Origin of the sequence: Aliivibrio kagoshimensis (genome assembly GCF_050337105.1) — a bacterium.
GTDB lineage: Bacteria > Pseudomonadota > Gammaproteobacteria > Enterobacterales > Vibrionaceae > Aliivibrio_A > Aliivibrio_A kagoshimensis.
Window position 1 is genome coordinate 1 of sequence record NZ_JAKJSQ010000067.1, and the last position, 18,583, is coordinate 18,583.

12 protein-coding genes and 1 riboswitch are annotated in these 18,583 nt (G+C 42.8%); of the genes, 8 read left to right on the forward strand and 4 right to left on the reverse strand.

The features are described 5' to 3' along the window. Window positions 1-55 precede the first annotated feature (55 nt). The 6 genes from galU to L4C32_RS17070 all read left to right on the forward strand — a co-directional run bounded on the left by galU (window position 56) and on the right by L4C32_RS17070 (window position 8,845). On the forward strand, window positions 56-922 hold the full coding sequence (gene galU, locus L4C32_RS17045) for a UTP--glucose-1-phosphate uridylyltransferase GalU (RefSeq protein WP_428198094.1): 867 nt from the start codon (window positions 56-58) through the stop codon (window positions 920-922). A 15-nt stretch (window positions 923-937) separates the two neighbouring features. Continuing rightward, window positions 938-1,603: a hypothetical protein gene (locus L4C32_RS17050; RefSeq protein WP_428198095.1), complete on the forward strand. Its 666-nt coding sequence runs from the start codon at window positions 938-940 to the stop codon at window positions 1,601-1,603. 136 nt (window positions 1,604-1,739) lie between these two features. Beyond that, window positions 1,740-2,630 (forward strand): hypothetical protein, encoded by an 891-nt coding sequence (locus L4C32_RS17055; RefSeq protein WP_428198096.1) that lies wholly within the window; start codon window positions 1,740-1,742, stop codon window positions 2,628-2,630. Between the two features lie 20 nt (window positions 2,631-2,650). Further along, window positions 2,651-4,024 carry an O-antigen ligase family protein gene (locus L4C32_RS17060; RefSeq protein WP_428198097.1) on the forward strand — a complete coding sequence of 458 codons (1,374 nt, stop codon included), beginning with the start codon at window positions 2,651-2,653 and terminating at the stop codon, window positions 4,022-4,024. 99 nt (window positions 4,025-4,123) lie between these two features. Beyond that, window positions 4,124-6,952, forward strand: a complete 2,829-nt coding sequence (gene uvrA / locus L4C32_RS17065) for an excinuclease ABC subunit UvrA (protein WP_428198098.1) — start codon at window positions 4,124-4,126, stop codon at window positions 6,950-6,952. A 105-nt stretch (window positions 6,953-7,057) separates the two neighbouring features. Next, window positions 7,058-8,845: a PglL family O-oligosaccharyltransferase gene (locus tag L4C32_RS17070; protein WP_428198099.1), complete on the forward strand. Its 1,788-nt coding sequence runs from the start codon at window positions 7,058-7,060 to the stop codon at window positions 8,843-8,845. A 60-nt stretch (window positions 8,846-8,905) separates the two neighbouring features. Here the strand turns inward: L4C32_RS17070 and L4C32_RS17075 are convergent, their stop codons facing one another. After that, window positions 8,906-10,024 (reverse strand): pyridoxal-phosphate-dependent aminotransferase family protein, encoded by a 1,119-nt coding sequence (locus tag L4C32_RS17075; RefSeq protein ID WP_428198100.1) that lies wholly within the window; start codon window positions 10,022-10,024, stop codon window positions 8,906-8,908. Between the two features lie 163 nt (window positions 10,025-10,187). Beyond that, a riboswitch (Lysine riboswitch) is annotated at window positions 10,188-10,369 on the forward strand. 145 nt (window positions 10,370-10,514) lie between these two features. Here L4C32_RS17075 and lysC point away from each other — a divergent pair. Then, entirely contained in the window at window positions 10,515-11,807 is a 1,293-nt protein-coding gene (gene lysC, locus L4C32_RS17080) for a lysine-sensitive aspartokinase 3 (RefSeq protein ID WP_428198105.1), read from the forward strand. Between the two features lie 60 nt (window positions 11,808-11,867). On the opposite strand, the gene metH is transcribed toward lysC, so the two are convergent. Continuing rightward, window positions 11,868-15,542: a methionine synthase gene (gene metH, locus L4C32_RS17085; RefSeq protein ID WP_428198101.1), complete on the reverse strand. Its 3,675-nt coding sequence runs from the start codon at window positions 15,540-15,542 to the stop codon at window positions 11,868-11,870. Window positions 15,543-15,745: 203 nt separating this feature from the next. Between metH and L4C32_RS17090 the strand changes: the two genes are divergently transcribed. Further along, the gene (locus L4C32_RS17090; RefSeq protein WP_428198102.1) at window positions 15,746-17,023 is read left to right on the forward strand and encodes a cation:proton antiporter; all 1,278 of its coding nucleotides are present in this window, start codon (window positions 15,746-15,748) and stop codon (window positions 17,021-17,023) included. A gap of 76 nt (window positions 17,024-17,099) precedes the next feature. Here L4C32_RS17090 and metA read toward each other — a convergent pair whose 3' ends face one another. Next, window positions 17,100-18,050 (reverse strand): homoserine O-succinyltransferase MetA, encoded by a 951-nt coding sequence (gene metA, locus L4C32_RS17095; RefSeq protein WP_428198103.1) that lies wholly within the window; start codon window positions 18,048-18,050, stop codon window positions 17,100-17,102. A gap of 151 nt (window positions 18,051-18,201) precedes the next feature. Continuing rightward, on the reverse strand, window positions 18,202-18,477 hold the full coding sequence (locus L4C32_RS17100; protein WP_428198104.1) for a hypothetical protein: 276 nt from the start codon (window positions 18,475-18,477) through the stop codon (window positions 18,202-18,204). Window positions 18,478-18,583 lie beyond the last annotated feature (106 nt).

Consider the following 18,583-nt stretch of genomic DNA (forward strand, 5'->3'; position numbering starts at 1 on the left):
CATTTAATATATGAATGCTTATGTGTAGTTACTAACCACTTTCTAGGATTGAAAAATGATCAAAAAATGTCTTTTCCCCGCTGCTGGTTATGGAACTCGTTTTCTGCCTGCAACCAAATCCATGCCAAAAGAGATGATGCCAATCGTCAATAAACCGCTGATTGAGTATGGTGTTGAAGAAGCGATCAATGCAGGTATGGATGGCATGTGTATCGTTACTGGCCGTGGTAAGCACTCGATCATGGACCATTTTGATAAAAACTATGAGTTAGAGCATCAAATCAGCGGCACTAATAAAGAAGTATTATTAGATGACATTAGAGAGATCATTGAATCGGCTAACTTTACCTACATCCGTCAGCGTGAAATGAAAGGATTAGGTCATGCCATTTTGACGGGCCGTGACTTAATTGGCGATGAACCGTTTGCGGTTGTGTTGGCTGATGATCTCTGTGTTAATGAACAGAGCGGTGTTTTAGAGCAGATGGTCGCTCTGTATAAACAATTTCGTTGTTCCATTGTCGCGGTAGAAGAGGTACCTGATGATGAAACACATAAGTATGGGGTAATTGCAGGCCAAGAGATTAAAGATGACCTATTTCGTGTCGACTCTATGGTTGAAAAGCCAGAACCGGGAACGGCACCAAGCAACCTAGCCATCATTGGTCGTTATATACTAACGCCAGATATCTTTGAGCTAATTGAAAACACGGAACCAGGTAAGAATGGTGAGATTCAAATCACAGACGCGTTAATGAAACAAGCTCAATCTGGTTGCGTTCTGGCATACAAATTTAAAGGTCGCCGTTTCGATTGCGGAAGTGTGGAAGGTTATATTGAAGCCACTAACTACTGTTATGAGAATGAGTACTTAAAAGATAAGTCTGCTCAGCTTGCCAAAGAGATTACAGGTAAAAAATAACAGATGAATATAAACATGCTAAATAGAGTATCAACCATTTGTTTAGCACTCAGCTGTTTTGCTATGCTCTATTTTGCCATTTCATATGGAATGGCAAACATCTATTCAAATGCAGTAGCTACTACTCACTCTTTTTGGGCTGAAGAGTCGAATAGACCGAATACCATTGAACATTTAAGCGAAACCACCTCTTTGGTTAATAGCATGCTTAATCTACAACCCTCGCACCCTTACTACTTAACCCTCGCGGCAAATCATTTCGCTTGGAGCGCTTTTTTTAAACAGGATCAAGCTGATCTCTACCATGCTATTGATTATGAGAAGGCTGGAATGCAACTTAGACCAGCGTGGCCACAACATTACGCACAGCTTGCGTTCTATTACTGGCAGCTAGGGGACAAAACGACTGCTTATTCCTATTTAGAACAAGCGATAAAATTTGGCCCTTATGATCAAGATACTGCAGAGAAAGTGATTGAATTTGGCATTGCTGATTGGGCTAGCCTCACCACTAAACAACGGATTTATTTTAGTCAAACCTTAATTAGACAGCTAAATAGTTATCGATATCGACCTCGAGTTGAGATGATTATATCTCGCGCCAAAAATAAAGAAAAAGCCTGTAATTTAATAAAATTCAGTCAAATTGAACTTGGGGTTTGTAAAAAAAAACGTAAATAATATAGCCAAAAATCACATTACTGATAAAACCCTAAATTGAGTATGGGAAAAGTACGCTTTTCATACTCAACTTGGACTTATCAGTAATAACTATTTATAATAACTCAATTATTGAGATGAATGATAAGGATATCCCATGAAACATACTGCAATTTCTGCAGCGCTGACTGTCGCTATGTTGTCTTCGGCTGGTTTAGCCAACGCAACTGCAGAGACTATTCCCGCAGTATCGCCAGCGCTAACGGCAAGTATTAAGTCCTCATCACTCTCTGTTGTTGATCTTATTCAGAAGATAGCTAAAGAGTCTCCAGAACAGTTACCAGCTTCTGTTGCACTATTAGTAGAAAAAGAGCCGGCTAAAATTCAAACGATTGTCGCTTATGCTGTCGCTGAAGCTCCTGAGCAAGCAAATCAAATTGTCTCAGCGGCAATTTCAATTCCTAAACATAAAGCGAAGCAAGCCGTTATCGCTGCTAGCGCGGTAGCTCCAGAGCAGTTAACAGACAGTATTTCAGCCATCATCCAAGCAGCAACACTACAATCACCTCAACAAGCAGAAAGCATTGTTATCGCTGCAATCAGTGATTATCCAGAAGAGACATCTTCCATTATTTCATCAGCCATCAGCGCCAAACCTGACAGCGCAGTCTCTCTGGTAACCGCAGCTCTTATTGCTCAGCCAACACTAGCTGAAGATATCTTAGTTGCGGCCATGACGGCAGCCCCCGATCAATCAGAGCAAATTGCGATAGCAGCACGTGCGCAAGGCGTTGCACCAGAACTGATTACGACCTCTGCCCTACTGGCTGGGCTCGATCCAACCTCTGTTGCTGAACCTACTGCTGCGGGTATTGAATCGCAAATCCTCGCGCAAAACTCACCAACTGCTGCGGCACTCATTACGCCTCCTCCTTCCGCTGATCCGGCGTTAAGTGGTGGTAGTAGTGATGGTATTGATTCCCCTTCTCTTCCTACCCCTGGTTCACCAGGAAGCGGTGGTGGTGGCGGTGTTATTTCACCTAACTAAAAGATAGCAACGTACTGTTTGTGTTAAAACCTATCGAGCGTATTTCGTTTGTAACGCTACTCTTTCTTCTTATTTTGATACCAATCCCATTAGCCTCTAATCGAGCGTGGGCTTGGTCTCTTATTGAAGTTATCGTTTCGCTACAAACGCTGCTTATTATCATTGCTTACAAGGGAACCCTCCCTTGGCACAAACTAAAGCCTGTTAAGTGGCTATTGATACCCTTCACTCTTTTTCAAGTTTGGACTCTATTTCAAATTTTCCCCTTACCCAACCTTGTCGTTGAGTGGCTATCCCCACACGCAGCCGCTATCTACCACAACATTAATGCCCCCACTTTTTATCTCTCTTTAGATCGTGAGCAAAGCTTAATTTCTCTATTAAAAGGGCTAACGTATACCTTAGTCATTGTTAATGCCGGCCTGCTTATCACTTCAGCGGAGCGAATAAAAACAGTCATTCTGATTCTAATAGTCAGCGCGACATTTCAAGCCTTTTATGGCTCATTAATGGTACTGCTTAAAGTCAATGTTAGTCCCATTTTCTCCTTACCCGAGGTGAATATATCAACGGGTTCATTTGTATATAAAAATCACCTTGCTAACTACTTGATGTTAGTACTTACTATGGGGATTGGACTGATAATAACAGAGCTACACTCAACGGCATCTAAGACTTGGTCTGTCAGACTTAAGCGCTGGATTACCGCCATTCTTAGTGCCAAGATGATGATTAGATTAAGCCTCATTATTATGGTGATTGCCTTGGTGATGACGCGTTCTCGAATGGGCAACACTGCTTTTTTTGCAGCAACAGTTGTCGGTGGTATTATTGCTTTAGCTATGTATAAAAATCGCCCTCGAGCACTTACCGGATTGATCATTAGCATTTTATTGATTGATACTTTAATTGTGGGCAGTCTGTTTGGGCTAGAAAAGGTCAAACAACGGTTAATTGAAACCTCAGCACAAACAGAATCTCGGGACCAAGTGGTGATATGGGGGCTTGATATCATCAAAGACTACCCGCTTACAGGCACTGGTGCAGGAAGCTTCTACTCAATTTTCCCCTCATACACACAATATGATGTTGGTGCATACGATCACGCTCATAATGAATACCTACAGTTTGCAATTGAGTCAGGTATTCCTGCAACCTTACTCCTTGCCGCTGCGATTATTTACTGTTTGTATCAATCTCTCTCTACCATTCGATATCGTCACAGCAACTTTATGAAAGGCATCGCGTTAGGTTGCTTCATGGCAATCATTGGTATGTTAATTCATATTTCTGTCGACTTTAATCTTCAGCCTCCCGCAAACACCGTCACCTTTATCGTCATTCTTGTCATTGCCTGTCTCGTTAGGGTCATGCCAAGAGTCACTGCAAAATAAAACCCTTTCATACTGTTAATTTATCCAGTGGTTTTGCTTTTCACTGCTCAAGCTATGTGTAATACTGAGTACCATTTTCAGTAATCACAAGAATTGAGCATGGATAAGATTGAAGTCAGAGGGGCTCGTACCCACAACCTAAAAAATATCAATTTAACGATCCCCCGCGATCAACTGACCGTTATTACAGGCTTATCTGGTTCAGGAAAGTCGTCACTTGCTTTTGATACTCTTTATGCCGAGGGGCAACGACGCTACGTTGAGTCTCTCTCTGCCTATGCGCGTCAATTTCTATCATTGATGGAAAAGCCCGATGTCGATCATATTGAAGGTTTGTCTCCAGCCATCTCCATTGAGCAAAAATCAACGTCTCATAACCCACGCTCAACCGTCGGAACGATTACTGAAATCTATGATTATCTAAGACTGCTGTACGCTCGAGTTGGGGAACCTCGTTGCCCAGAGCATAAAGTTGAATTGAAGGCACAAACCATCAGCCAGATGGTTGATAGAGTCCTTGAAATTGAAGAGGGGTCTAAACTCCTACTGCTTGCACCTATCATAAAAGAGCGAAAAGGAGAGCACGTTAAAACTCTCGAAAACTTAGCTTCTCAGGGTTTTATTCGAGCTAGAATTGATGGTGATGTCTGCGATCTCTCTGATCCGCCTACCCTTGAGTTACATAAAAAGCACACCATAGAAGTAGTGGTTGATCGCTTTAAAGTACGAGACGATCTTCAACAGCGCTTGGCTGAATCGTTCGAAACCACTCTCGAACTGTCCGGTGGTATTGCTGTTATCGACTGGATGGATGACGCGAGTAAGGAACCACTGCTATTTTCGGCTAACTTTGCTTGCCCACATTGCGGTTATAGCATGCAAGAGCTAGAGCCTCGCCTCTTTTCATTCAATAATCCAGCTGGCGCTTGTGGCACTTGTGATGGCCTTGGTATCCAGCAATATTTTGATCCTAAGCGGCTCATCTCTGACGATAGCCTGAGCTTAGCAGAAGGCGTAATTCGTGGTTGGGATCAAAAAAACTACTACTATTTTCAAATGCTCACCTCTTTATCCGAACATTACGGCTTTGATTTAAATAAACCGTTTAAAGCTCTACCTAAAAAGTTTCAGGATATTATTCTAACCGGCTCAGGAAACACTGAGATTGAGTTTAAATACATCAATGACCGTGGTGACATCCGAGTAAAAAGGAACGTCTTCGAAGGAATATTAAATACGCTAGAGCGCCGCTACCGAGACACCGACTCTAACTCAGTACGTGAAGACCTCTCCAAGTACATCTCTAACAAAACATGCAGCAGCTGTGATGGGGCTCGCTTACGCCTTGAAGCGCGAAATGTGTTTATCGCAGACACGCCACTGCATGTCATTTGTGAGCAGAGCATCAGCGAGGCAATGACCTTTTTCCAAAATCTCGCACTCACCGGTCAACGCGCCCAAATTGCTGAAAAAGTGATGAAAGAGATCAATGAACGTCTGCAGTTTTTGATAAACGTTGGCCTGAACTACCTCAATCTATCACGCAGTGCTGATACTCTATCTGGAGGAGAAGCTCAGCGTATCCGTCTGGCCAGCCAAATAGGCGCGGGGTTAGTTGGTGTTATGTATGTTCTGGATGAGCCCTCTATTGGTCTTCATCAACGAGATAATGAACGCTTACTCAAGACTCTGAATCACCTAAGAGATCTCGGTAATACCGTGATTGTGGTGGAACATGACGAAGATGCGATTCGCGCAGCCGATCACATCATCGATATTGGCCCCGGAGCTGGTGTCCACGGCGGGCACATTATTGCTGAAGGAAAATATGAAGATATCATCAATACTCCTGAGTCACTAACAGGCCAATACCTCAGTGGCGCCAAAAGAATTGAAGTCCCGACCAATAGAATAAAACGGGATCCTAAAAAGATCATGAGTTTAGTTGGCGCAAGTGGTAATAACCTGAAGGACGTCACCTTCAATCTTCCGGTTGGTCTATTTACCTGTATTACAGGCGTATCAGGTTCAGGAAAGTCGACCCTAATCAATGATACTTTTTATAAAATAGCTCAAACTCAGCTTAATGGTGCCACAACAGCAGAGCCTGCCCCCTATAAAAAAGTCAAAGGCATTGAGCACTTTGATAAGGTGATCGATATTGATCAAAGTCCAATTGGTCGAACACCAAGATCAAACCCAGCGACTTACACAGGGATCTTTACCCCGATTAGAGAGTTATTTGCAGGAACACAGGAGTCACGTTCAAGAGGGTATAAACCGGGTCGCTTCAGCTTTAATGTACGTGGCGGACGTTGCGAAGCTTGCCAAGGGGATGGCGTGATAAAGGTTGAGATGCACTTCTTGCCAGATGTTTACGTACCTTGTGATACTTGCAACGGAAAACGCTATAACCGTGAAACCTTGGATGTAAAATACAAAGGTAAGTCCATTGATGAAGTGCTGCAAATGACCGTAGAAGATGCACACACCTTCTTCCAACCGGTTCCAGTTATCGCTCGAAAACTGCAGACCTTAATGGATGTTGGCCTCTCTTATATCCGTTTAGGGCAGGCAGCAACAACTCTATCAGGTGGCGAGGCACAACGAGTGAAGTTATCTCGCGAGCTGTCAAAAAGGGACACTGGGAAAACCCTTTATATCCTTGATGAACCCACAACAGGTCTCCATTTTCAAGACATTCAGCTGCTGCTCACTGTGTTGCATCGTCTGCGTGATAATGGCAATACCATTGTTGTCATTGAGCATAACCTAGATGTGGTTAAAACTGCAGACTGGGTGGTTGATCTAGGCCCTGAAGGAGGACAAGGAGGCGGTGAAATTGTTGCTGAAGGAACGCCTGAGAGTGTGGCAAAAGTCAAAGGGTCACACACTGCAAGGTTCTTAAAACCCATGCTAAACACCTAACAGCATGAGATAGTTAGGCACAAATCCAAATATTCAAAAGAGCTGTGATAGAATATCAGCTCTTTTGATTTTTGCATTAACGAGCATAAGGTACTTTTCGTTATTATGTCATTACTGCTAACCAAGGGGACTCAACTAGAGCCCGAATACATTAATGCTCCGCTCAATAAACCTTTTTTTGTCGCTATCTCCTTTCTATTTTTAATTACGATGCACCTTTTCCAGCCTAACCCTGGTGGTTCTGGTCTCAATTTAACCTTCAATAGTGCAAGCTGGATTCCACTTAGCATAGCCATTGCAATCGGCCTCTACCATACCGCTAAACAGAAGCTCTTACGTTATAGTAAATTTACTGTCGGTCTATTTGCTGTCTGTCTCATGCTCACTCTGCCACTGATGTTTAGTGATGCTATCCTTTCCATTGCCACGCCACGCTTAATTGCACTGTGGGCGGGGTTTTTCTTTTTTGTCACTTTACAACAATTCACATTTTCTAACCGCCAAAAACAGCAACTGTTATGGTTAGTCGTACTGGCTGTTTGCATCGAATCGCTATTAGGCTATGTTCAGTTTTTACTGCTAAAACCTAGTAACTTCTTAGGCTATAACACCATCATTAATCGACCATATGGTATTTTTCAACAACCGAATGTTATGGCGAGTTTTCTAGCGACGGGGTTAGCGATAGCATCTTATCTGTTGGCTAGACAGCCGATAAAATATGACCGTCACCCTTTCTCTTTGTTGATGCTGCTACTCACGATTATTTCCACAATCCCTCTAATTGTGGTGTTGGCATCTCGAACAGGGTGGCTATCGAGCATTCTTGTTTTGCTCATGATCACCCCTTACATGTGGCGATTTACCAATAAAAGACGATTCTGTTTATGGGTTTCAGCCTTGTTAATTGGTCTCTGCTCAAGCATCGCCTTAGTACAATATTCTCAACTCAATATTGAGGCTAAAGGGGATGGATTCACAGAGCAGACGCTACTGCATAAATCCAATCTCCAAAGCTCAAGATCGTATATCTACCCTCAAGCGCTGGATATGATTCTTGAAAAGCCGCTAACTGGGTATGGCTATGGACGGTTTGAATCAGAATATACCCTCTATACCGCCAAACAACATAATTTGAATACTAACTACCACCCGGGTCTACCCGCTTTAGACCATCCGCATAATGAACTGCTATTTTGGGCTGTCGAGGGGGGAGTGGTTCCTATTCTTGGCCTATTACTTGCGTTTGGTCTAATTGTAAATCGTATTATGAAAACCCAGCGTTATACTCGGTTGGCCATCTTAGCGTTGTTTATTCCCATCGCTATTCACACTCAACTTGAGTACCCTTTTTATCACTCAGTACCACACTGGGTAACCTTTATTCTATTACTGTTTTGGCTAGACCAACTTAGCTGTAAACGTAGAAAAATATCCATAACACCTCCAACAATGGTGAGCTTACGTCTACTCTCATTGATAATACCAATCTCTGTCAGCTACTACATGTTTAGTGTGATACATACCAATGAGGTGCTCACTCGCTTTGAAACAACGAAACCCGTACAGCCTGATATTCTCTTTGAAGTAACCAACTCCAATTTCTGGCAAGATCGCTTTAACTGGAATATCTATTCAACACAATTAAAAATTGGTATTCAGCAGAATAAACCTGAATTAATTCAACCTTACATTGATTGGTCAGAGGCGTTGATCAAGAGTAAACCTCGACCCGCATTTTATAAGAATTTGATCATAGCTTATGAAGGCTTAGGGAAGGTATCTCAGGCTGAAGATATTCGTGCCGAAGCCAGTTACTTATTTCCACTCGATGATTTTTCAGAGGTACACCTTAAAAAAACAGCGTCCTCGTCTGCGGTAAATACCAAGTAATCACGGCTCGAGATGCTTCAATCTCGAGCCGACTTCATTGTTATCAACGTAGCTCTGTTATCAAAGTAGCTCTGAGCTTAGTGCTTTCAGACATAAGGCAACATTTTCAGCACGAGCTGCATACCCCATAAGGCCAATTCGCCACGCCTTCCCAGCCAATGCACCAAGGCCAGCGCCTATCTCTAAATTATACGTCTCTAGTAAATTTTGGCGCAGCTGTGCTTCATCGATACCATCAGGAATATAAATCGTATTAAGTTGCGGTAAGCGATACGCTTCTTCCACTACAAACTTTATCCCCAACGATTCCAAGCCTTGCTTCAATTGTTGATGCATCTTGGCGTGCCTTGCCCACACATTTTCTAGCCCTTCATTTTTGAGTAACAGCAGTGCTTCATGCAGAGCATAGAGACTGTTTACAGGGGCAGTATGGTGGTAACTTCGCTTGCCTTCACCACTCCAATATCCCAAGACTAGTGACTGATCCAAGAACCAACTCTGTACCGCCGTTTCTCTCGACTGAATTTTATCGATCGCTTTTTGTGAAAAGGTCAACGGAGACAAACCAGGCACGCAAGACAAACACTTCTGACTACCAGAATAGACCGCATCCAGTTGCCACTCATCCACCAGCAAAGGAACACCACCTAATGACGTTACAGCATCCACAATGGTCAGGCAGTTATTCGCTCTCGCAAGCTTAGCGATCCCTTCAGCATCACTCAATGCGCCAGTAGAGGTCTCAGCATGAACAAACGCCACTGCTTTGCAATCAGGATGGGCATCCAAAGCAGAAGCCACTTTCCTTAAATCAACAGGCGCTCCCCACTCGTCATCAACCACAACAGCGACACCGCCACAGCGCTCTACATTTTGACGCATCCTTTCGCCAAACACCCCATTTCGACATACCACAACCTTGTCACCCGGCTCAATCAAGTTAACAAAGCACGCTTCCATTCCGGCACTACCGGGAGCCGACACCGCAATTGTGAAGCTATTTTTGGTTTGAAAAGCATACTGTAACAATGATTTAAGTTCGTCCATCATTCCAATAAACAGAGGGTCTAAATGACCAATTGTAGGACGGCTTAATGCTTGTAATACTTGAGGGTAAACATCTGATGGACCCGGTCCCATTAATGTTCGTTGTGGAGGATAGAAGCTTTGAATTGTCATTATTATTATCTCCAGACAGAAAAGGCACAGCAAAATAGTGCTAATAAATCTTTATATATCTATACATTCCTCAATAAATAATGCAATTTTTTTTATAAAAATGATGCTATTGATTGACAATAAAGCAACAAAAAAGTATCAATATAGAGTGGATGTAAATAATCCGCAAAGAAGAGGAGCATTGCCTAGGCAGCTTATCCGCAGAGCCCAACTCTAATGCCGATAAGTCAGGGAGAGCAGTGCCGAGATGGGTTCGAATGGGAACGTACCTGTCGGTCGTATGGCTGAATCCTTACGATTGTCATCCGTTAGCGGATTGTTAATGGGTGGGGAGCTTCTAGTGTTCAATACCCTATCAGTATGTCGCTAACTCCCTCCAATCATTGCCAGTTGTGCATATTATTTATTTAGAAATTTATTGGGAGACAGGGAAGTGAACCCTTTTACAGTCGCTAAGTTTGGCGGTACCAGTGTGGCAAATTATGAAGCCATGAACCGTTGTGCCGATATTATTGAAAAAAATAGCAATACCCGCTTAATTATTATTAGTGCCTGTTCTGGCGTGACCAACTTATTAGTACAACTGGCGAACGGTATTGCTAGTAGTGGCGAACGCGCGAATTTAGTTAGCCAATTACTTGCGATTCACCAAAAGGTTCTCAAACAGCTTAATCAACCAGAGGCTATTGAGTCCGAGATTCAAAAGCTTATTGAACAAGTCGCTATTATTTCCGAACAAACAGCGACAGCGCCATCAAATAAACTGACTGATCAGTTAGTCTCATGCGGTGAACTGCTCTCAACACACCTACTCACGCAGATTTTAATTGAACGCGGTAACAGTGCCGTTCGTTTTGATATCCGTAAGGTATTACGCACGGATAATGAGTTCGGTAACGCTTCCCCGCAGTTAGAAGAAATATCATCATTGGCGCAACAGCAACTGCTGCCGTTGTTTGATAAGCATGTTGTTATTAGTCAGGGATTTATTGGCGCCGATAGCGCAGGTAATACCACAACGTTAGGTCGAGGTGGCAGTGACTACAGTGCTGCGTTGATTGCCGAAGCACTCAATGCAAAAAGTCTTGAGATATGGACGGATGTTCCTGGGATCTATACGACGGATCCTCGTATTGCTCCTAAAGCCTCTCCCATCTCAGAGATCAGTTTTATTGAAGCGTCTGAAATGGCCAATTTTGGTGCTAAAATCTTACACCCTTTCACATTGGTTCCAGCGATGCGTAAACAAATACCTGTGTTTGTCGGATCGTCGAAAGCACCTGAGTTAGGGGGAACTTGGGTTCGAGAGTCCGTGGATAGCGCCCCTCTGTTCAGAGCACTTGCCCTTCGTAAGAATCAAACCATGATTACGCTACACAGCCTCAATATGTTTCATGCTTACGGCTTTCTCGCTGAAGTGTTTAAAATCTTAGCGAAACACCAGATCTCGGTTGATCTGATTACCACCTCTGAGGTTAATGTCTCGCTGACCCTCGATCAAACCAACACCTCGGGAGGCGCTCCACAGTTACCTAAAGAGGCTCACCAGGAGCTCGAACAGCTATGCCGAGTTAAAGTCGAACAAGGACTTAGTCTTGTCGCTCTAGTTGGTAATAAAATGGGGGATAACAAAGGTTCAGCAAAAGAGGTATTTACGGCGTTAGAAGACGTAAATATTCGAATGATTTGCTATGGTGCTAGCCCCCATAACCTCTGCTTCTTAGTCGATGAAGAAGACTCTAATGACACAGTGAAAAAGCTGCATCACGTACTCTTTGAGTAACTTTTAATAAAAGAGAACATAAAAAATGGCATCACTTTGATGCCATTTTTTTATCTATCATTAATCAATATTTGGCCCTAACCACTTATCAATCTCGGTACGGTCCCAGCCTTTCCTTGCCACATAACTGTCCACTTGATCTTGTTGGATCTTAGCGACTGCAAAGTAACGAGATTCTGGGTGTGAGAAATACCAACCTGATACGGATGCCCCGGGATACATGGCGTAACTGCTGGTTAACTGCATACCGATCTGACTCTCTACATCCATTAGATCCCATAGTGATCCCTTTTCAGTATGTTCAGGACAAGCAGCATAACCAGGAGCTGGACGAATACCTTGATATTTTTCCCGAATCAGATCCGCATTGCTCAGGTTTTCGTCACTTGCATAACCCCAAATCTCTTTACGCACTTTTTCATGCAGGCACTCAGCAAACGCTTCAGCTAATCGATCAGCAACGGCCTGAATCATGATGGCATTGTAGTCATCACCTTTAGCTTTATATTGATCGGCTAACTCTCGCTCTCCAATGCCGCCCGTTACGGCAAATGCACCAATCCAATCGGCTTTACCACTCTCTTTAGGGGCAATAAAGTCAGACAGGCAGTAATTGGCTCCTTTAGGCTTTTTAGTCTGTTGACGCAAGTTATGCAGAACCTTAATGACTTCAGTGCGACTCTCGTCTTTATACACCTCAATATCATCTCCAATGCTGTTCGCGGGGAAGAGTTGGCACATCCCTCTGACTGTCATCATTGACTCTTTTTCCACTTTATCCAGCAGATCATTAGCATCTTTATAGAGTTTTTTCGCTTCTTCACCAACCAGTTCATGTTCAAAAATAGCGGGATATTTACCACTTAATGACCATGTCATGAAGAAGGGAGTCCAATCAATATAATCTTTTAATGTGCTAATCGAAAACTCATCAAAGACTTGTGCCGATAGTTGATTCGGCTGAGGCGGCGTGTAGCTATCCCAATCAAGTTTAGCTCTGTTATTCCGAGCCTCTTCCAGAGTTACTGGCTTGGTTCTTGGTGTCTTGCGACTGTGCTGATCCCGTACACGATCATAATCCAATGCAAGTCGCTCAACGAAGTCAGGCAATAATGTCTCAGAAAGCAGAGAAGTACAAACACCGACAGCTCGAGAGGCGTTACTCACATAAACAACAGGTTCACTGTAATTTTGTTCTATTTTCACAGCGGTATGTGCTTTAGAGGTCGTCGCTCCACCGATAAGCAGTGGGATATCAAAACCTTGTCGCTCCATCTCTTTCGCAACATGAACCATCTCATCCAATGAAGGAGTAATAAGACCAGATAAGCCGATAATATCGACCTTCTCTTCTTTGGCTACCTTGAGAATGTGCTCGCACGACACCATGACTCCGAGGTCAATGATCTCATAGTTGTTACATTGCAATACTACACCAACAATATTCTTACCGATATCATGTACATCCCCTTTCACCGTGGCGAGTAATACCTTTCCGTTGGTGCTGCTTCCATCTTTCTCTGCATTGATATAAGGCTCTAAATGAGCAACTGCTTGTTTCATTACACGTGCAGATTTAACAACTTGCGGAAGGAACATTTTCCCTTCACCAAACAGATCCCCGACAACATTCATGCCTGACATCAAAGCGCCTTCAATCACTTCGATTGGTTTCGAAGCCAGTAATCTCGCCTCTTCAGTATCTTCAATAATAAACTCAGTAATGCCTTTTACTAATGAGTGCTCCAACCGCTTTTCGTTACTCCACGTTCGCCACTCTTGAGCTGAGGTATCCACTTCTTTAGTACCACTGGCTCGGTAACCTTCAGCGATTTCAAGTAAGTTTTCGGTTGCGTCATTGTGACGGTTAAGCACAACGTCTTCGACAGCATCACGCAGTTTATGTGGAATATCATCGTAAATTTCAAGTTGCCCTGCGTTTACGATCCCCATGTCCATTCCACGCTTAAAACAGTGGTATAAGAACACGGCATGAATCGCTTCGCGTACGTAGTTATTACCTCTAAATGAAAAGGAGACGTTAGATACACCACCTGAGATCATTGCATGTGGTAGCGACTTTTTTATATCACCGACGGCATCGATAAAATCGACCGCATAATTATTATGCTCATCTATGCCCGTTGCGACAGCAAAGATATTAGGGTCAAAAATAATGTCTTCAGGTGGAAAACCAACTTCATCGACTAATACGCGATAAGCATTGGTACAGATCTCAATTTTCCGCTCTCTGGTATCTGCTTGACCCTCTTCATCAAAAGCCATCACTATGACTGCGGCGCCATAACGTCGTACTAACTTGGCTTGAGCGATAAATTTCTCTTTTCCCTCTTTCAAGGAGATCGAATTAACGATTCCTTTACCTTGAATGCACTTCAAACCCGCTTCGATCACTTCCCATTTAGAGGAGTCGACCATAATGGGTACTTTACATATCTCTGGTTCCGAGGCACATAAATTGAGGAACTTAACCATACACGCTTCCGCGTCGAGCATCCCTTCATCCATATTGATATCGATGATTTGAGCCCCGTTTTCAACCTGCTGCCTGGCAACCTCTAACGCCTCTTCGTACAACTCCTCTTTAATGAGTCGTTTGAAGCGAGCAGACCCCGTTACGTTCGTTCTTTCGCCCACGTTAATAAAGAGAGAGTCTTTATTAATCGTTAAAGGCTCAAGACCTGACAAACGACACTCTATAGCAATTTCAGGCAGCGCACGAGGAGTGACATTTTCAACGGCTTTGGCCATCAGTCTTATATGTTCAGGCGTAGTACCACAACACCCTCCCACTAGATTTAAGAATCCACTTTGCGCCCACTCACTAATATGTTCAGCCATATCTTCAGGTGAAAGATCATACTCACCAAACGCATTCGGAAGTCCTGCATTGGGGTGTGCCGACACACTACACTCAGAGATCTTTGCTAAGTCACCAACATATTGGCGTAGCTCATCTGGCCCTAAAGCACAGTTCAAACCGAATGAGATCGGTTCAACATGCCGCATTGCATTGTAAAAAGCTTCTGTAGTTTGACCCGATAGAGTACGTCCAGAAGCGTCCGTAATGGTACCTGAGATCATTATTGGTAATTGGATACCAAGCTCTTCAAATACTGATTCAACGGCAAAAGAACACGCTTTGGCATTCAGAGTATCAAAAATGGTTTCGATTAGGATGAGATCCGAACCGCCTTTGATTAACGCACGGGTAGATTCAGAGTAAGCAATCACTAACTCATCAAATGATACATTACGAAATGAGGGATCATTCACATCTGGAGAGAGGGAGCACGTGCGGTTAGTCGGACCTAATACACCGGCAACAAATCGAGGTTTATCTGGAGTTTTAGCACTCCACTCATCAGCGACCTCTCTGGCTATACGTGCAGCTTCGTAGTTGATCTCTGCACTTAGGTTCTCCATCTCATAATCCGCCATTGCGATGGTGGTTGAGTTAAAGGTGTTGGTCTCTAAAATATCAGCGCCAGCTTCTAAGTATTTCGCATGGATCTCTTTGATAAGCTTAGGCTGAGTAAGAACAAGTAGATCATTATTTCCCTTTAGATCACACGTCCATGCAGCAAATCGGTCACCACGAAAATCACTCTCTTCTAATTGATGTCCCTGAATCATAGTGCCCATGCCACCATCAATCAGTAATATTCGTTGCTTTAATAGCGCTTCTATTTTCTGCTTTATCCCGATTTCCATCTTACTACACCTTCTATTCCATCACTCTTTACTACTTTTCATCCTACACACAGAACGTATGGAAATCTAGACGTCTAAACAAGTTTATTCATAATCGATGAAAATAAATTTGTAATCTCAGTAAATGCGCAGGAGAATAGCGCGAAGTCACACTCTGTAACAATTAAAAATCACTACTCGTATTCATTCAAAAAGGCGTTGAGATGTCGGTTTACAATACCCTCTGCTTTCTTGCTGCAGCAGCTATGTTTATTGCTTTTTTTAATAGCAAAATCGGAAAAATGCAGACTACAATCGCCATCACGGCAGGCGCAATGATACTGTCGTTAGGCATTATCATTGCAGGTCAAAATGGTTGGTTTAATTTAACCGAAGTTGCCTCTGAGACTCTAAACACCATTAACTTCGAAGACTTTTTGCTAAAAGGGATCTTAGGCTTCTTACTGTTTGCCGGAGGGTTAGGCATTAAGCTTCCTCATCTAAAAGATCAAAAGTGGGAAATCACTTCTCTTGCATTGGGTGCAACTCTTTTTTCCACCTTCTTTATCGGTTTTGCTCTGTGGTTTATCTGCCAGCTTATTGGGGTGCAATTTGACCTTATTTACTGCTTACTATTTGGTTCACTCATTTCGCCAACCGATCCCATCGCAGTGCTGGCCATTGTTAAAAAACTTGATGCGCCCAAACGAATATCAACACAGATTGAGGGTGAATCATTATTCAACGACGGCTTTGGTTTGGTGATCTTTGTCACTCTGTTTACCATCGCCTTTGGAAGTGAAACACCAACAGTATTCGGTGTCGTACAGCTGTTTGCACAAGAGGCAATTGGGGGCATTGTTTATGGTTTCATCCTAGGACTCACCTTCCACTACTTCATCAGTGCAACCAATGATCACTCTATGGAGTTACTCCTTACTATCTGCATTCCAACAGCAGGTTATGCATTAGCAGAAGTGCTGCATGTGTCAGGGCCTCTAGCTATGGTTGTTTCTGGAATTATGATTGGTAACTGGACCCGATACATAGGCTTTTCTAAAGAGAGTGAAGAGCATTTGGATCACTTCTGGGAACTGGTAGATGAATTTCTCAATGGTATCTTATTTCTTCTGATTGGCCTCTCTATGTTGCTGTTTAAACTTCACCAAGAGGATTGGATCTTGATGGTTATCGCCATTCCACTGGTATTAGTAAGCCGCTACTTAAGTGTTTATCTCTCTTACATAGGCTTTAAACGCTATCGCAGTTATAACTCATGGTCGGTTAAAATTCTTACTTGGGGTGGACTACGAGGCGGGTTAGCATTAGCGATGGCGATGGCAATTCCGGCAGGTATCATCGTGGTACCAGAAAAAAACATTGATGTCAGGGAGATCATTCTGGTTATGACCTATTCGGTGGTGGTCTTCTCTATCCTTATTCAAGGCTCAACCATTACTAGCTTAATTGAGAAAGCCAAACAAGAAGAACGTGAGCTTTAAACCTTAATCAGTACAATTAAAAAGTTAACCGCAAAAAAACCAGCGCACTCGCTGGTTTTTTAATGCACCTATTTTGCTATTTCACATCATAATGATTGGTGAATGTTGCATTTTCAAAATCATCGAGGTTATAAGGGGTTTGCTGGTAAACGCAGTAATTCAACCAGTTTGAGAACAGCAGGTGCCCATGGCTACGCCAGGTGGCAATTGGAGAATTACTTGGATCATTATCGGGGTAATAGTTTAAAGGGACATCTGGCTCCATCCCCTCACTGCTGTCTCTTTTAAACTCAATATCCAAAGTATTAGCATCATACTCTGGATGACCCGTCACAAAGACATTTCTCATATCCTTAGTAGATGCTAAATACACACCCGCTTCATTAGAGTGTGCGAGAATGTCTAAGTCAGTATGCTCTTGCAAGTAGTCCAATGAAAAATCCGCATAACGCGAATGCGGAGCGAGAAAGGTATCATCGAACCCTCTCAGTACAGGGTGAGCAAGGCTTAATGCCTGATGATTATAAACTCCAGAGAGCTTCGTTTTTCGCGTTCTTTTGGGTAGGTCATAGAGTAATTTAAGTCCCGCTTGAGCAGCCCAACAGACATATAGGGTCGAAGTGACATGATCGTTAGCCCAGTCCATGATAGTTCGTAGATGATCCCAATAGATCACATCTTCAAACTGTACCAAACCTAACGGTGCGCCAGTAATAATTAAACCATCAAAGTTACGGTTTTTTACCATTTCGAACTGGCGATAAAAGGTATTTAAATGCTCTGTCGGGGTATTTTTACTTGGTCTGTCATCAATGCGTAGCAGTTCAACATCAACCTGCAGCGGGCTGTTTGATAGTAACCGCATAAACTGAGTTTCTGTCTCTATCTTTTTCGGCATTAAGTTGAGAATTAGAACTTTAAGGGGGCGTATCTCTTGCTTGGTTGCTCTGGAGTTCGCCATGACAAATATATTCTCTTTGCGTAATATATTTGAGGCTGGTAGTGAATCTGGAATCCTAATTGGCATAAAGCTTTCCCTTAAACATTTGGACGTCTATACTTCCAAATATAATAAGCTTTACCGCCAATGTCGAGATAAAAATAGTTCGTTAAAAAAAAACCGCTATCCGTTGGGCTTCCCAAAACGAAAAAAGTCAGCATAGCAGCTGACTTTTTTACTAGAGGCAATAATCAATTGGAATCATTTCAACTTCATCGGATACTTCAATTTGAAAAGTGTAGTTATTACTGTGCTTTTCACACAGTGGAATAACAAAGGTATCAGATCGGAAATGGTTCTCTTTTTTGACAATCGCGCCATGCGAATTTGAATTGCAGCAATTGATCTCTGAACAATAAGATTTTGGTGCATCGGAAAAATGTGCCCAATAATCAAACCAGTTTCTTTTTGCTTCTTCAGTTTTCAATTCGTTAGATATATTAGTTAAAATCATAAAGACCTCTTACATAAATAATAATCGGTACATTAAGTTAGGTTCACTATTCGTTAACTCAATTAACCAACTAGCCTTCTACAGTACTAAGATATCTCTTTATGAA

What these genes read in the sequence shown, in the direction of transcription:
- galU (WP_428198094.1), top strand. Translation starts at nt 56, where the DNA reads ATGATCAAAAAATGTCTTTTCCCCGCTGCTGGTTATGGAACTCGTTTT.
- L4C32_RS17050 (WP_428198095.1), top strand. Translation starts at nt 938, where the DNA reads ATGCTAAATAGAGTATCAACCATTTGTTTAGCACTCAGCTGTTTTGCT.
- L4C32_RS17055 (WP_428198096.1), top strand. Translation starts at nt 1,740, where the DNA reads ATGAAACATACTGCAATTTCTGCAGCGCTGACTGTCGCTATGTTGTCT.
- uvrA (WP_428198098.1), top strand. Translation starts at nt 4,124, where the DNA reads ATGGATAAGATTGAAGTCAGAGGGGCTCGTACCCACAACCTAAAAAAT.
- L4C32_RS17070 (WP_428198099.1), top strand. Translation starts at nt 7,058, where the DNA reads ATGTCATTACTGCTAACCAAGGGGACTCAACTAGAGCCCGAATACATT.
- L4C32_RS17075 (WP_428198100.1), bottom strand. Translation starts at nt 10,024, where the DNA reads ATGACAATTCAAAGCTTCTATCCTCCACAACGAACATTAATGGGACCG.
- lysC (WP_428198105.1), top strand. Translation starts at nt 10,515, where the DNA reads ATGAACCGTTGTGCCGATATTATTGAAAAAAATAGCAATACCCGCTTA.
- metH (WP_428198101.1), bottom strand. Translation starts at nt 15,542, where the DNA reads ATGGAAATCGGGATAAAGCAGAAAATAGAAGCGCTATTAAAGCAACGA.
- L4C32_RS17090 (WP_428198102.1), top strand. Translation starts at nt 15,746, where the DNA reads ATGTCGGTTTACAATACCCTCTGCTTTCTTGCTGCAGCAGCTATGTTT.
- metA (WP_428198103.1), bottom strand. Translation starts at nt 18,050, where the DNA reads ATGCCAATTAGGATTCCAGATTCACTACCAGCCTCAAATATATTACGC.
- L4C32_RS17100 (WP_428198104.1), bottom strand. Translation starts at nt 18,477, where the DNA reads ATGATTTTAACTAATATATCTAACGAATTGAAAACTGAAGAAGCAAAA.